The sequence below is a fragment of the Streptomyces sp. NPDC058295 genome (genome assembly GCF_042880655.1).
GTDB classification, from domain to species: Bacteria; Actinomycetota; Actinomycetes; order Streptomycetales; family Streptomycetaceae; genus Streptomyces; species Streptomyces coriariae.
Genome location: NZ_JBHVYO010000003.1, coordinates 125,921 through 138,976, shown reverse-complemented (window position 1 = coordinate 138,976; position 13,056 = coordinate 125,921). Strand labels below are relative to the sequence as shown.

Genomic DNA, 13,056 nt, shown 5'->3' with positions numbered 1-13,056 from the left:
GTGGGGGGGGGGGGGCTTCCCATGTGGGGGGGCCCCCCCCGCGGCGACGCCCCCACCCCCCCCCCCCCCCCCCCCGCGGGGGGGGGGGGGGGCCCCCCCCCACCCACCCCTCCGGTGCGAGAAGCCGTCAGCCGGCGCTCGTTCCGCTCCAGTTCGCCGCGACATGGCCGATCCGGACCCGCTGTGGATGGTCGCCCACCGGCACCGACACGACCTTCTGTCCGGTGGCGAAGTCGATCGCCGTGACCTGGTCGGCGCCGCTCTCGGAGATCACGCAGCTCTTGCCGTCACCGCTGACCGTGGCCCAGTAGGGCTTGGAGGCGGTGACCAGCGGGCCCTCCTGAAGCGTCGCGCGGTCGACGACCGTCGCGTAGTCGTCCATGGTGCCCGCCACGCACAGCTTGCTGCCGTCGGGGCTCATCGAGATGCCGTGGTGGCGCGAGTCGTTGACGAAGGTGGTGCGGTCGTCGCTGGTCGCCGGGTTCTTCGGCAGGGTCTTCGTCCGGGTGATGCGGTCCGTGGCGAGGTCGTACTCGAAGAAGCCGTTGAAGAACGAGACCTGGAAGTACAGCTTGGACTCGTCCGGTGAGAAGACCGCCGGACGCACCGCGTCCGAGTAGTCCGTGAGACCGATCGCGTCCAGCCGCTGCCGCATGTCGATGACCTTGACCTGCTGGTACGTGGTCGCGTCGATGACGGTGATGCGCCGGTCGCCCTTCGTGAAGTCCTGCCACGGGGCGTCCTGCGAGGTGTTCACGTCGCCGATCGACATGTTGTAGATGTACTTGCCGTCCTTGGTGAAGATGTTCTCGTGCGGCTTGTCGCCGGTCTTGAACGAGCCCAGTTGCTTGCCGGTGACGATGTTCAGCACATGCACGGTGTTCGAGATCGACGCGGAGACCGCCACCCGGGTGCCGTCGGGCGAGACGGCCATGTGGTCGGAGCGGTAACCGGACACCGGGAAGCGCCAGTTGATTTTCCCGGTGGCCAGGTCGATGGAGACGACGTCGGCGAAGCTGGGCCGGGAGACGACCACCGAGGCGCCGTCCGGCGTGGTGTACATGTCGTCGACGAACTGGTCGTGGCCCTCGCCGACACCGTTGCGGATGGCCTGGAAGTAGATCCACTTGATCGGGTCGGCGTTGATCGCCGCCATCCGGGCGTCCTTGTCGGGGATCACGTTGATCCGGCCGATCTTGGCGAAGTCACCGCTGGACCTGATGACGTCCGCGGTGCCCTCCCAGTTGTTGCCGACGAAGAGCACCTCGCGCAGTGCGGCGGCGGTCGGGGCGTCGGAGACGGCGGTGGCGGCGGTGGCGGGGGCGGTGACGGTCAGGACGAGGGCGGCGGCTACGGAGCAAAGGTGCCTGGATCTGAAGGCAGGCATGGCTGCTCTCTCCTCTGGGGGCGGAAGCGTGGGGGCAGGGCGGAACAGGGCCGCCCAGTCTGAACACGGAGGCATTCAGACTTTACTTACTGGAAAGTAAGGAAGGTGGGCCCTTCGCCACAAGACTCCGTACACGACAAAATTGGCGGCGGGGGAGCACGGAACGACGAGGGAGGGTCAGTGGCGGGCAGGCTCAGGGCGCCGACCGGCCGTTACGGTGGCAAGACCGCCGAGCAGCGGCAGGCCGAGCGGCGCGGAAGATTCCTGGCGGCGGCCTTGCGGCTGTTCGGGGACATTCCCGGCTATCGCGGCACGACGGTCGCGTCGCTCAGCGAGGCGGCCGGTCTGTCGACCCGCCAGTTCTACGAGGAGTTCCGCACCCTCGAGGACGTCCTGGCCGCGCTGCACCTCCAGGTCAACGACTGGGCCGAGGAGGCGGTCCTGGCCGCCTTCACCACCGCCCAGGACATGCCGCTCCTGGAGCGGGTCACCGCGATCTTCCGCGCCTACGCGGCCGACGTGACCTCCGACCCGCGCCGCATCCGGATCACCTTCGTGGAGATCGTCGGGGTCAGCCCCCGGCTGGAGGAACAGCGACTGGCCCGCCGCGCCCGCTGGGTCGACCTCATCTGCGCCGAGGCGTCGGCGGCCGCCGCCCGCGGCGAGGCGGCCCCCCGCGACTACCGCCTCGCGGCGACGGCCTTCATCGGCAGTGTCAACGGTCTCCTCCACGACTGGAGCGCCGGGTGGGTGGACGCGACCCTGGACGAGGTGGTCGACGAGCTGGTGTGCCAACTGCTGGGAATACTGCGACCCCCGGGGTGGGCGCCCGAGCCGGCCTAGCCGCTCCCGACCTGGCCGCTTCCGCCCTGCCCCTCCCGCCTAGCTGCTTCCGCCCCGGCCGCTTCCGCCCGACCGGTCGGACGGGCCGGGCGACAGCCGCCCCACGGCCTCCACCACCCGTCCCACCCCGTCCTCCGCGCGCACCCGGGTCCCCAGCTCCCCGGCCCGCTCGCGGAAGCCGGGCTCCCGGGTGACCCGCACCAGCGCGGCGGTCAGGGTCTCTGCCGTCAGCCGGCGCAGTGGCACCGCGTTCGGCGCCACGCCGAGGCCGACCAGGCGGTCGGCCCAGAAGGCCTCGTCGAACTGGACCGGCACCGGCACGGCGGGGACCCCGGCCCGTACGCCCGCCGCCGTCGTCCCCGCGCCGCAGTGATGGACCACCGCGGCCGTCTCCGGGAACAGCAGCGCGTGCGGGACGTCGTCGACGGTCAGCATGTCGTCGCCGTCGGCCGCGAGGCCCGCCCAGCCGCGCTGGATCACCCCGCGCAGCCCCGCCCGCCGCAGCGCCCGGACGATCTCGGCGCTCAGCCGCCGCGGGTCGGGCACGGTCGCGCTGCCCAGCCCGACGAAGACCGGCGGCGGCCCGGCGTCGAGGAACTCCCGCAGGGTGGGCGGGAGTCGGCTCTCCCGGTCGTACGGCCACCAGTACCCGGTGACGTCCAGCTCCGCCCGCCAGTCGCGGGGCCGGGGCACCACCAGCGGGCTGAAACCGTGCAGGACCGGCCAGCCGTGCCGGGCTCGGCCGCGCAGACCGGTGCCGGGACGGCGTACGGCGGGCAGCCCCAGCCGGGCCCGTACCGCCGGCACGACCGGCGCGAAGATCTGCTCGACGGCCACCCCGACCCCGTGCCCGGCGAGCCGGTTGCCGACCGCTCCCCATGAGCCGCCGCCCAGCATCGGTGGCGCGAACTCCCTGGTGGGGGCGACGGGTTGGAGGTAGAGGCCGAGGCTCGGCAGGGACAGTCCCGCGGCGATGGTGTGCCCCAGTGGCGCCACCGAGGCAGACAGCAGCAGGACGTCGCTCGCGTACGCGGCGGTCAGCAGGTCGTCGGTCATCCGCCCCACCAGTGACCGTGCGATCCGGGCCACCCGCAGCAGCTTGCCCGGACCGGTGGTGCTGCGGTGCAGCCCCCGGCCCCGCTCGGACTCCAGCTCCGCCCGCGGATCCACCGGCAGCGCGTGGAAGCCGACCCCCGAGCCGGCCACCAACGGTGCGAACCGCGCGTGGGTGACCAGGGTGACCTCGTGTCCCGCCCGCACCAGCCCATGGCCCAGCCCCGTGAAGGGGGCCACGTCACCCCGGGAGCCCGCTGTCATGATCGCCACTCGCACGACGGACAGTATGGGGGCGGGGCGCCCGGCCCGGGGTGAACGACCTTGCGAAAGTGGCCACTTCGTCGTTGAGAGCGGTCACATCACTTCTGTCGCAGCCGTTGACTTCACTCTCCGGCGGCTCTACTTTCGGCGCGCAACGCGTTCGGTTTGCCGACCCTTGTTCGATATTTCGAAGCTTGGAGCCGCCGTATGTTTCCCCCACCCCCCGCGCGCCCGGTCCGGCGCTGGAGATCCGCCGCCGCCCGGGTCCTCGCCCTGCTGCTGACGGTGACCGCCGCCCTGGTGTTCGCCCAGCCCGGCCCGGCGCAGGCCGCGACCTCGCGGCAGATCGCCGTGCCCACCGCCCCGATGGGCTGGGCCTCCTGGAACAGCTTCGCCGCGAAGATCGACTACAACGTCATCAAGCAGCAGGTCGACGCGTTCGTCGCCGCGGGACTGCCGGCGGCCGGCTACAAGTACATCAACATCGACGAGGGCTGGTGGCAGGGCACCCGCGACAGCGGGGGCAACATCACCGTCGACGAGTCCGAGTGGCCCGGCGGCATGAGCGCCATCGCCGACTACATCCACGGCAAGGGCCTCAAGGCCGGGATCTACACGGACGCCGGCAAGGACGGCTGTGGCTACTACTACCCGACCGGCCGGCCCGCCGCCCCGGGCAGCGGCAGCGAGGGCCACTACGACCAGGACATGCTCCAGTTCTCGCAGTGGGGCTTCGACTTCGTGAAGGTCGACTGGTGCGGCGGTGACGCCGAGGGCCTGGACGCGGCGACGGCCTACACCGCGATCAGCGGTGCCGTCACGAAGGCGACGGCCGCCACCGGGCGCCCGCTCACCCTCTCCCTCTGCAACTGGGGCTACCAGAACACCTGGAACTGGGCCCCCGGCCTCGCCCCGATGTTCCGGACCAGCACCGACATCATCTACTACGGCAACAACCCGTCGATGACGAACCTGCTGTCCAACTTCGACCAGGGCCTGCACCCCACCGCCCAGCACACCGGCTACTACAACGACCCGGACATGCTGATGGTCGGCATGACCGGCTTCACCGCCGCCCAGAACCGCACCCACATGAACCTGTGGGCGGTCTCCGGCGCCCCGCTCCTCGCCGGCAACGACCTGACCACGATGACCACGGAGACGGCGAACATCCTCAAGAACCCCGAGGTCATCGCCGTCGACCAGGACGCGCGCGGCCTCCAGGGCGTCAAGGTCGCCGAGGACGCCTCCGGGGCGCAGGTGTACGGCAAGGTCCTCGCGGGCAACGGCAAGCGTGCCGTCGTCCTGCTCAACCGGACCTCCGCCGCCCAGAACATCACCGTCCGCTGGTCCGACCTGGGTCTGACCAGCGCCTCCGCCACCGTCCGTGACCTGTGGGCCCGCGCCGACGTCGGCTCGTACGCCACGGGTTACACGGCGAACGTCCCGGCGGGCGGCTCGGTCATGCTCACCGTCACCGGCGGCACCGAGGCCTCGGGCAGCACCTACACCGGCACGTCGAGCTTCTCCGGCGTGGTCGCCGGGAACACCGGCCTGAAGGTCGTCGACGTCGCCTACACCAACACGGCCTCCACCGCCCGTACCGCGACGCTGAAGGTCAACGGCCAGACCGCGACGACGGTCTCCTTCCCGCCGACGGGCTCCGCGCAGGGCACCGTCTCCCTCCAGGTGGCCCTGTCGAAGGGCTCGTCCAACACGCTCGCCTTCACGAACGCCCCGACCCTCGCCGACATCACGGTCAAGCCCCTCGCCGGCGCGAACGGCACCCTCGTCGTCGGCAAGCAGTCCGGCCGCTGCCTGGACCTGTACAACAGCACGATCACCAACGGCACCCAGGCCGAACTGTGGGACTGCAACGGCGGCTCCAACCAGGCCTGGACGTACACCTCCCGCAAGGAGCTCGTGGTGTACGGGAACAAGTGCCTGGACGCCTACAACCTCGGCACCACCAACGGCACCAAGGTCGTCATCTGGGACTGCAACGGCCAGAACAACCAGAAGTGGAGCGTCAACAGCGACGGCACGATCACCAACGTCAACGCGGGGCTGTGCCTCGACGCCAACGGGGCGGGCACGGCCAACCGCACCCCGATCGTGCTCTGGACCTGCGGCACCGCCGACAACCAGAAATGGACGCTGACCTGACCCTCCGGGCCGGGGCCCGGCCCACGGGTCGGGCCCCCGTCACCCCCAGGCAGAGGTGTCCGAGCGCAGGTTGACGGGGAACCGGCCGGACGTTTCCCGTGTCTGTCGACATGCCGGACCAGTCGACGTGCGGGACCAGGGGGGACCATGTCTTCGGACACCAGCGGGGCCGAGCCGGTCAGGAGCGGGGGCGGGCGCGTCCGGCGCGCGGTGTTCCGCCTCGTCATGGCCGCCCTGATCCTGCTGCTCGCCGGACGCACCTACCAGGAGACGGCCGTGGCGCTCGCCCGGTCGGACGGATCCCTGCACACCGCCGAGGCGAGCGTGACGGGGCTGACCTCGCACACGGTCTCCGGGTACTCGGGCGGCGGCCAGGCCGGCGGCAGCGGCACGTACTTCACCCACACCGAGTACACCGTCCGACTCGCCCTGGGCGAAGGGCAGAAGAGGGTCGACAAGGTCGCGGACCAGGTCGGGCACGACCTCTGGGAGGGCAAGCGGGTCGTGCTCGGCCTGTGGCACGGCCGGGTCGTGGAGATCGACGGTCAGGACGTCTGGCGCGGCTGGCACTTCGGGACGCTGGACGTGACACTGATCGTGCTGACCCCGCTGACGACGGCCTATCTGATCTCGCTCGCCGTGTCCGCCGCCGCCTTCCTGGCGGCCAGGACTGGCCGGGTCCGGGCGAGCCGCGACGACCGCTTCGGACCGTGCGCGCTCGGGGCGGCCGTCGGCATGGCGGCGCTGCTCGCGCTCCTCGTCGGCGCGGCCTTCGGCAACGTCCTCGCGTACTGGCCCGCCGTGCCCGTCTGTGCCGGCACGGCGGTGGCACTGGCGAGGCTGGGCGCGGTGATCCGGCGCCTCGGGCGCATCGCCGCCGAGAACACCCCCGCCGGCACGGGAAGCGCGTCGGCGCCGGTCTGATCCCCCGCGTCCACGAGAGCCGCGACCGGCCGCGCGCGGGTAGCGCTCAGCGATGCCGGCCGTACCGGGTGCGAACGGCACGCGGGGTCGGCGGACGGGGAAGGGACCGTACGGCTCGCAGCGCCGTCCGCAGCAGCGCGACGGACACCAGCCCACCAGCCGCGGTGACCGGTACCGACGGCGCGGTCCGGGGCGGACGCGACCGCCCCCGCGCCGCCCGCACCGAGAAGGTCCAGGTCAGCCGGGAGTTGACCTGGACCCCTGCGGTCTTCCTGCCTACTCGTCCCATGCCTGGATCATGGTCTGCTCGACGATCTTGCCGTCCCGCAACGTGATCATCGACTCGGCGAGGACGCGCACGCCGTCCGAGTACCGGCACGACTCGCTGAAGGCGGCGCGGTCGCCCTGGACGATGCACTCCTCGAGCTTGTGGGTCATGTCCCGGCTGTAGACGTCCTCGAGCATCCGGCCGATCTCGTCGCGCCCGTGCAGCACTTTGGGTTGGCTGGGCTGGGTGTTGTGATCGATGACGCGGATCTCCGCGTCATCGGCGTAGAGCGACAGCAAAGCCGTCGCGGTGTCGCCCTCCACGCCTCTGCGCAGGGTGTCGGTGTCGAAGGCGGAGCCTGCCGCGGTGCCCATGGTGACCTCCTCGGAGGGCCGCGGCCAGGGGAGGTCGGGCCGCCCGACCCTCACCTTCGAGGCTCCTCCGGCAGGCGCTGCTCGGCAAGCGCAGCCGGTCACCTCCGCCTGTCGGGTGAGCGCCGCCGCCCACCCGTGTCCGCGAGGGCACCGGTGGCGTTGCTGTAGGCATGATCTCCACTCGACGCATCGCCGCTCTCGCCGCTCTCGCCGCCGGGGTCACGGGCCTCGCGGCGCCCATGGCGAGCGCGGCCGAAGCCCCGGCCACCGGCCGAATCAACCCGATGACCGTGCTGGACTCGCTCGCCACGAGCCAGATCCCCGCGGAGTACCGGGCCGACCTCCCGCCGGTCTCGCGGCAGCTGGGCGAGCTCAACAAGGTCAGCGAGCTCGAGAAGCTGAACGAGCTGCACCAGGTCACCGACCTCGTCGCGCCCGTGACCGGGCTGCTGCCCGCGATCGGCTGAGCGTCTCAGGCAGCACCACGGGGGCCGTCCGGACGACCGGGCGGCCCCCACCCGCGTGCGGGCCCGCTCACTCGACCGTCGCCAGGAACTGCGTGGCCGCCAGCTCCGCGTAGAGCGGGTCGCCCGCCACCAGTTCACGGTGTGTCCCCACCGCGCGGACCCGGCCCGCGTCCATGACGACGATCCGGTCGGCCATCGTGACCGTCGACAACCGGTGCGCCACGACGAGGACGGTCGTCGTCCGGGCGACATCGGCGACGGTGTCGCGCAGCGCCGCCTCGTTCACCGCGTCCAACTGGGAGGTCGCCTCGTCCAGGAGGAGGAGCCTCGGGTGGCGCAGCAGCGCGCGGGCGATGGCCACCCGCTGCCGCTCGCCGCCGGACAGCTTCGTCCCGCGATGCCCGACCAGGGTGTCCAGCCCCTGCGGCAGCCGTTCGACCAGGCCCTCCAGCCGGGTCGTCTTCAGCACGCCCCGCACGGCGTCATCGTCCGCCGAAGGGTTCCCCAGCAGCAGGTTGTCGCGCAGCGAGCCCGACAGCACGGGAGCGTCCTGCTCGACGTAGCCGATGGAGGAGCGCAGCCGGGACAGGTCCCAGTCCGCGAGGTCGCGCCCGTCGAGGGCGATCGTGCCGGACTCCGGGTCGTAGAACCGCTCGATGAGCGAGAACACCGTGGTCTTGCCCGCGCCCGAAGGGCCGACGAACGCGGTCATGCCCCGGGCCGGCACGGTGAACGTCACCCCGTGGTGGACGTACGGCAGGTCGTCGGCGTACCGGAACCGGACGTCGGTGAAGTCCAGCGAGGCCGGTTCGGCGGCGGGCGAGGGCAGCGGCTCGGGCCGGGACGCCGGCTCGGCGGGCAGCCGCAGGGCCTCCTGGATGCGGCTCAGGGCCGCCGAGCCCGTCTGGTACTGGGTGATCGCGCCGACGAGCTGCTGGATCGGCGACATGAGATAGAAGACGTACAGCAGGAACGCCACCAGCGTGCCGATCTCGATGGCGCCCGTCGCGACCCGCGCCCCGCCCACCGCGAGGACGGTGATGAAGGCCGTCTGCATCGCCAGACCTGCCGTGTTGCCCGCGGCCGCCGACCACTTGGCGGCCCGCACGCTCTGCCGCCAGGACTCCTCCGCCGCCGCGTGCAGCGTCTCCTCCTCACGGTGCTCGGCGCCCGACGCCTTCACCGTGCGCAGCGCGCCGAGCACCCGCTCCAGCGAGGCGCCCATCACACCGACCGCGTCCTGCGCCCGGCGGCTCGCCCGGTTGATCCGCGGCACGATCACGCCCAGGACCGTCCCCGCACAGACGATCACGGCCAGCGTGACCCCCAGCAGCACCGGGTCCACCAGGCCCATCATCGCGACCGTGGCGGCCAGGGTGAGCCCGCCGGTGCCGAGGCCCACCAGAGAGTCGGTGGTCACCTCGCGCAGCAGCGTCGTGTCGGAGGTGATCCGGGCCATGAGATCGCCGGGCTCGCTCCGGTCGACGGCGGTGATCCGCAGCCGCAGCAGATACGAGGAGAGCGCCCGCCGCGCGCCGAGCACCACCGACTCCGCGGTGCGCCGCAGCACGAACGAACCCAGCGCGCCCACCGCCGAGTTGGCGACGACCAGGGCCGTCAGCGCGAGCAACGCGCCCGATATGGAACGGTCCTGGCCCAGGTCGTCGATCAACTTCCGTGCCACCAGGGGCAGGAGCAGCCCGGTGGCGCCGGTGACCAGGGACAGCGCCGCACCCACCAGCAGGGACCGGCGGTGTGGCCGTACGTAGTCGAGCAACAGCCGCCACGGGGGCCGGTCGCCGGCGGTCTCTGCGATGGTCACGGGGCTCCTCGGGAGGTCGGGTGGCAGGCCTCAGGCTACGTCGGCCGCCGCGCGCCGTGGCCGGGCAGGGCGGGTTCGGGGCGGGCGTCGGCCCTGCCGCCCGTGCCCTTACCGATCAGTCACGCGTAGGGTCGGCAGCGGGGCGGACGACCGCCGACGAAAGGGGCAGCACCATGCCGCAGGAAGTGCGCGCAGTGATCGCGCCGGGGAAGAACGAGCCGGTACGGGTGGAGACGATCGTGGTCCCCGACCCCGGTCCCGGCGAGGCCGTGGTGCAGGTGCAGGCCTGCGGGGTCTGCCATACCGACCTGCACTACAAGCAGGGCGGGATCAACGACGAGTTCCCCTTCCTGCTCGGTCATGAGGCGGCGGGTGTGGTGGAGGCGGTCGGCGAGGGCGTCACCGACGTCGCTCCCGGCGACTTCGTCATCCTGAACTGGCGTGCGGTGTGCGGGCAGTGCCGGGCGTGTCTGCGCGGCAAACCCTGGTACTGCTTCGACACCCACAACGCCAAGCAGCGGATGACCCTGACCGACGGCACCGAACTGTCCCCGGCGCTGGGCATCGGGGCGTTCGCGGAGAAGACCCTGGTGGCGGCCGGGCAGTGCACGAAGGTCGACGCGTCGGTGTCGGCGGCGGTGGCGGGGCTCCTGGGCTGCGGGGTGATGGCCGGCATCGGCGCGGCGATCAACACCGGCAACGTGGGCCGCGGCGACACGGTCGCGGTGATCGGCTGCGGCGGTGTCGGTGACGCGGCGATCGCCGGGTCGAACCTGGCCGGAGCCGCGAAGATCATCGCCGTCGACATCGACGACCGCAAACTCGAGACCGCCCGCAAGATGGGCGCCACGCACACGGTCAACTCCAAGGAGACCGACCCCGTCGAGGCGATCCGCGAGCTGACCGGCGGCTTCGGCGCGGACGTGGTGATCGAGGCCGTGGGCCGTCCGGAGACCTACAAGCAGGCCTTCTACGCCCGTGACCTGGCGGGCACGGTCGTCCTGGTCGGTGTACCGACCCCGGAGATGAAGCTCGAACTGCCCCTGCTCGACGTCTTCGGGCGCGGTGGCGCGCTGAAGTCGTCCTGGTACGGCGACTGTCTGCCCTCCCGCGACTTCCCGATGCTGATCGACCTGCATCTGCAGGGCCGCCTGGATCTGGGGGCGTTCGTGACCGAGACCATCCGACTCGACGAGGTGGAGCAGGCGTTCGAGCGCATGCACCACGGAGACGTCCTTCGCTCGGTGGTGGTGCTGTGATGGCCGCGCGCATCGAACGCCTCGTCACCTCCGGCCAGTTCAGCCTCGACGGCGGCACCTGGGACGTCGACAACAACGTGTGGATCGTCGGCGACGACCACGAGGCGATCGTCATCGACGCCGCGCACGACGCCGAGGCCATCCTGGCCGCCGTGGGCGACCGCCGGCTGACGGCCATCGTGTGCACCCACGCCCACAACGACCACGTCTCCGCCGCGCCCGCCCTCGCCGACGCGACCGGCGCCACGATCTGGCTGCACCCCGACGACCTGCCGCTGTGGAAGCTCACCCACCCGGACCGCGAGCCCGACGCCCACCTGGCCGACGGCCAGGTCATCGAGGCCGCCGGCACCGACCTCACCGTCCTGCACACCCCCGGGCACGCGCCCGGCGCGGTCTGCCTGTACGACCCCGGCCTCGGGGTGCTCTTCACCGGCGACACCCTCTTCCAGGGCGGACCGGGCGCCACCGGTCGCTCCTGGTCCCACTTCCCGACGATCATCACCTCCATCAGGGACCGGCTGCTCGCCCTGCCGCCCGAGACGAAGGTGTTGACCGGACACGGCGACACGACGACCATCGGCGCGGAGGCCCCCCATCTGGAGGAGTGGATCGCCCGGGGGCACTGAGAGCGGCCGCGGCCCGCGCCCGACCGGGTGACCCGGCGGGGAAAAGCCGACAGGAGATGTCCGGCTTCCGCGCGATCCTCGTGCACGCCATCGATCCTCGATGACGACACCGACGGAACACGCGCAGGAGGTCGGACATGTCCGGTCCGCTGGAAGGCAAGGTCGCCCTGGTCGCCGGGGCGACACGGGGTGCGGGACGCGGCATCGCCGTGGAACTGGGGGCGGCCGGTGCCACCGTCTACGTGACGGGACGCACCACCCGCGCCCGGCGCTCCGAGAGCGACCGCCCCGAGACGATCGAGGACACCGCCGACCTGGTCACCGGGGCGGGCGGCCACGGCATCGCCGTGCCCACCGACCACCTCGACCCGGCCCAGGTCCGCGCCCTCGTCGACCGGGTCGCGGACGAGCAGGACCGCCTCGACGTCCTCGTCAACGACATCTGGGGTGCCGAACACCTCTTCGCATGGGACACCCCGGTCTGGGATCACGACCTCGACAACGGGCTCCGGCTGCTCCGGCTCGCCGTCGAGACCCACGCGATCACCAGCCACCACGCGCTGCCGCTGCTGCTGCGCCGGCCCGGCGGACTGGTCGTCGAGATGACCGACGGCACCACCGAGTACAACCGTGACACCTATCGCGTGAACTTCTTCTACGACCTCGCCAAGACATCCGTCCTGCGGATGGCCTTCGCCCTCGGCCACGAACTCGGTCCGCGCGGCGCCACCGCCCTCGCGCTCACCCCCGGCTGGCTGCGGTCGGAGCTGATGCTCGAACAGTTCGGTGTACGCGAGGACAACTGGCGGGACGCCCTGGAGCGCGTCCCCCACTTCGCCATCTCGGAGACACCCCGCTACGTCGGCCGGGCGGTCGCCGCGCTGGCCGCCGACCCCGACGTGGCCCGCTTCAACGGCCGGTCCCTGTCCAGCGGAGGCCTCGCCCCGGTGTACGGCTTCACCGACCTCGACGGCAGCCGCCCGGACGCCTGGCGCTACATGGTCGAGGTGCAGGACCCCGGGAAGGCGGCGGACACCACCGGCTACCGCTGAGTGCTCAGGGGCCGGCGAGCGGACCGGTCGCCCACCGCGCCGGGTGCCCCGGCGGCAGGGCGAGATCCTCGCGCACGGCCGCGTAGTACCCCTCGCGTCCGGCCCGCTGCCGCTCCAGCAGCTCCTGCCAGGCCTGTGGATCGTGCGTTCCCTCGCGCATGAACCGCTCCATCTCCATCACCGTGGTCACCCACGCCCGCGCCCGTTCCACCACCTCCCGGCTGCCCAGCATGAGCAGCGCCTCGCCGGCCGGGTCGCGTCCGTCGGTCGCCTCCGCGAGCAGCGGCTCGGCCTGCGCGGGGGACAGGGGGTGCGGGTGCGGGTCGTTGCCGAGGTGGGAGGCGACGCGGTAGGTGAGGTTCACCGACTTCTTGAGCGCCCGCGCGTAGTCGCCGTACACGCTCAGCCGCCGCTCCTCCCACCGGGCCGCCGTCTCGCGCCGGAACCTGGCCCCGTCGCTGCGCACGATCGCCAGATACGAGCCGAGGGCGCCGACCACGACACCGATGAGAGCGGGGAGTTGCTGGAGGAAGGCGGACATCTCCGCA

At 72.0% G+C, this 13,056-nt stretch carries 12 protein-coding genes; 7 read left to right on the top strand and 5 right to left on the bottom strand.

The window, feature by feature from the left end:
* Positions 1 to 127 precede the first annotated feature (127 nt).
* Positions 128 to 1,387 carry a YncE family protein gene (locus ACFVYS_RS04710; protein WP_389498824.1) on the bottom strand — a complete coding sequence of 420 codons (1,260 nt, stop codon included), beginning with the start codon at positions 1,385 to 1,387 and terminating at the stop codon, positions 128 to 130.
* 180 nt (positions 1,388 to 1,567) lie between these two features.
* Here ACFVYS_RS04710 and ACFVYS_RS04705 point away from each other — a divergent pair, with 180 nt between their 5' ends.
* Entirely contained in the window at positions 1,568 to 2,230 is a 663-nt protein-coding gene (locus ACFVYS_RS04705; protein WP_389498822.1) for a TetR/AcrR family transcriptional regulator, read from the top strand.
* A 39-nt stretch (positions 2,231 to 2,269) separates the two neighbouring features.
* Here the strand turns inward: ACFVYS_RS04705 and ACFVYS_RS04700 are convergent, their stop codons facing one another.
* Positions 2,270 to 3,547 (bottom strand): glycosyltransferase, encoded by a 1,278-nt coding sequence (locus tag ACFVYS_RS04700; RefSeq protein WP_389499098.1) that lies wholly within the window; start codon positions 3,545 to 3,547, stop codon positions 2,270 to 2,272.
* A 207-nt stretch (positions 3,548 to 3,754) separates the two neighbouring features.
* Between ACFVYS_RS04700 and ACFVYS_RS04695 the strand changes: the two genes are divergently transcribed.
* Both ACFVYS_RS04695 and ACFVYS_RS04690 read left to right on the top strand, forming a co-directional pair.
* Entirely contained in the window at positions 3,755 to 5,713 is a 1,959-nt protein-coding gene (locus tag ACFVYS_RS04695) for a ricin-type beta-trefoil lectin domain protein (protein ID WP_389498820.1), read from the top strand.
* Positions 5,714 to 5,860: 147 nt separating this feature from the next.
* Positions 5,861 to 6,637, top strand: coding sequence for a hypothetical protein (locus tag ACFVYS_RS04690; protein WP_389498818.1), 777 nt, complete (start codon positions 5,861 to 5,863; stop codon positions 6,635 to 6,637).
* A 276-nt stretch (positions 6,638 to 6,913) separates the two neighbouring features.
* On the opposite strand, the gene ACFVYS_RS04685 is transcribed toward ACFVYS_RS04690, so the two are convergent.
* Positions 6,914 to 7,279 carry a nuclear transport factor 2 family protein gene (locus tag ACFVYS_RS04685; protein ID WP_389498816.1) on the bottom strand — a complete coding sequence of 122 codons (366 nt, stop codon included), beginning with the start codon at positions 7,277 to 7,279 and terminating at the stop codon, positions 6,914 to 6,916.
* A gap of 170 nt (positions 7,280 to 7,449) precedes the next feature.
* Between ACFVYS_RS04685 and ACFVYS_RS04680 the strand changes: the two genes are divergently transcribed.
* Positions 7,450 to 7,746 carry a hypothetical protein gene (locus tag ACFVYS_RS04680; protein ID WP_389498814.1) on the top strand — a complete coding sequence of 99 codons (297 nt, stop codon included), beginning with the start codon at positions 7,450 to 7,452 and terminating at the stop codon, positions 7,744 to 7,746.
* A 67-nt stretch (positions 7,747 to 7,813) separates the two neighbouring features.
* Here ACFVYS_RS04680 and ACFVYS_RS04675 read toward each other — a convergent pair whose 3' ends face one another.
* Positions 7,814 to 9,568: an ABC transporter ATP-binding protein gene (locus tag ACFVYS_RS04675; protein ID WP_389498812.1), complete on the bottom strand. Its 1,755-nt coding sequence runs from the start codon at positions 9,566 to 9,568 to the stop codon at positions 7,814 to 7,816.
* A gap of 173 nt (positions 9,569 to 9,741) precedes the next feature.
* Between ACFVYS_RS04675 and ACFVYS_RS04670 the strand changes: the two genes are divergently transcribed.
* The 3 genes from ACFVYS_RS04670 to ACFVYS_RS04660 all read left to right on the top strand — a co-directional run bounded on the left by ACFVYS_RS04670 (position 9,742) and on the right by ACFVYS_RS04660 (position 12,508).
* A complete protein-coding gene (locus ACFVYS_RS04670) occupies positions 9,742 to 10,827 on the top strand; it encodes an S-(hydroxymethyl)mycothiol dehydrogenase (protein ID WP_389498810.1) in 1,086 nt (361 codons plus the stop codon).
* On the top strand, positions 10,827 to 11,456 hold the full coding sequence (locus tag ACFVYS_RS04665) for an MBL fold metallo-hydrolase (protein ID WP_389498808.1): 630 nt from the start codon (positions 10,827 to 10,829) through the stop codon (positions 11,454 to 11,456). The genes ACFVYS_RS04670 and ACFVYS_RS04665 overlap by 1 nt, the downstream gene beginning before the upstream one ends.
* Before the next feature lie 137 nt (positions 11,457 to 11,593).
* The gene (locus ACFVYS_RS04660) at positions 11,594 to 12,508 is read left to right on the top strand and encodes an SDR family oxidoreductase (protein WP_389498806.1); all 915 of its coding nucleotides are present in this window, start codon (positions 11,594 to 11,596) and stop codon (positions 12,506 to 12,508) included.
* Between the two features lie 4 nt (positions 12,509 to 12,512).
* Here the strand turns inward: ACFVYS_RS04660 and ACFVYS_RS04655 are convergent, their stop codons facing one another.
* A complete protein-coding gene (locus tag ACFVYS_RS04655) occupies positions 12,513 to 13,049 on the bottom strand; it encodes a hypothetical protein (protein WP_389498804.1) in 537 nt (178 codons plus the stop codon).
* Between the last annotated feature and the right edge of the window lie 7 nt (positions 13,050 to 13,056).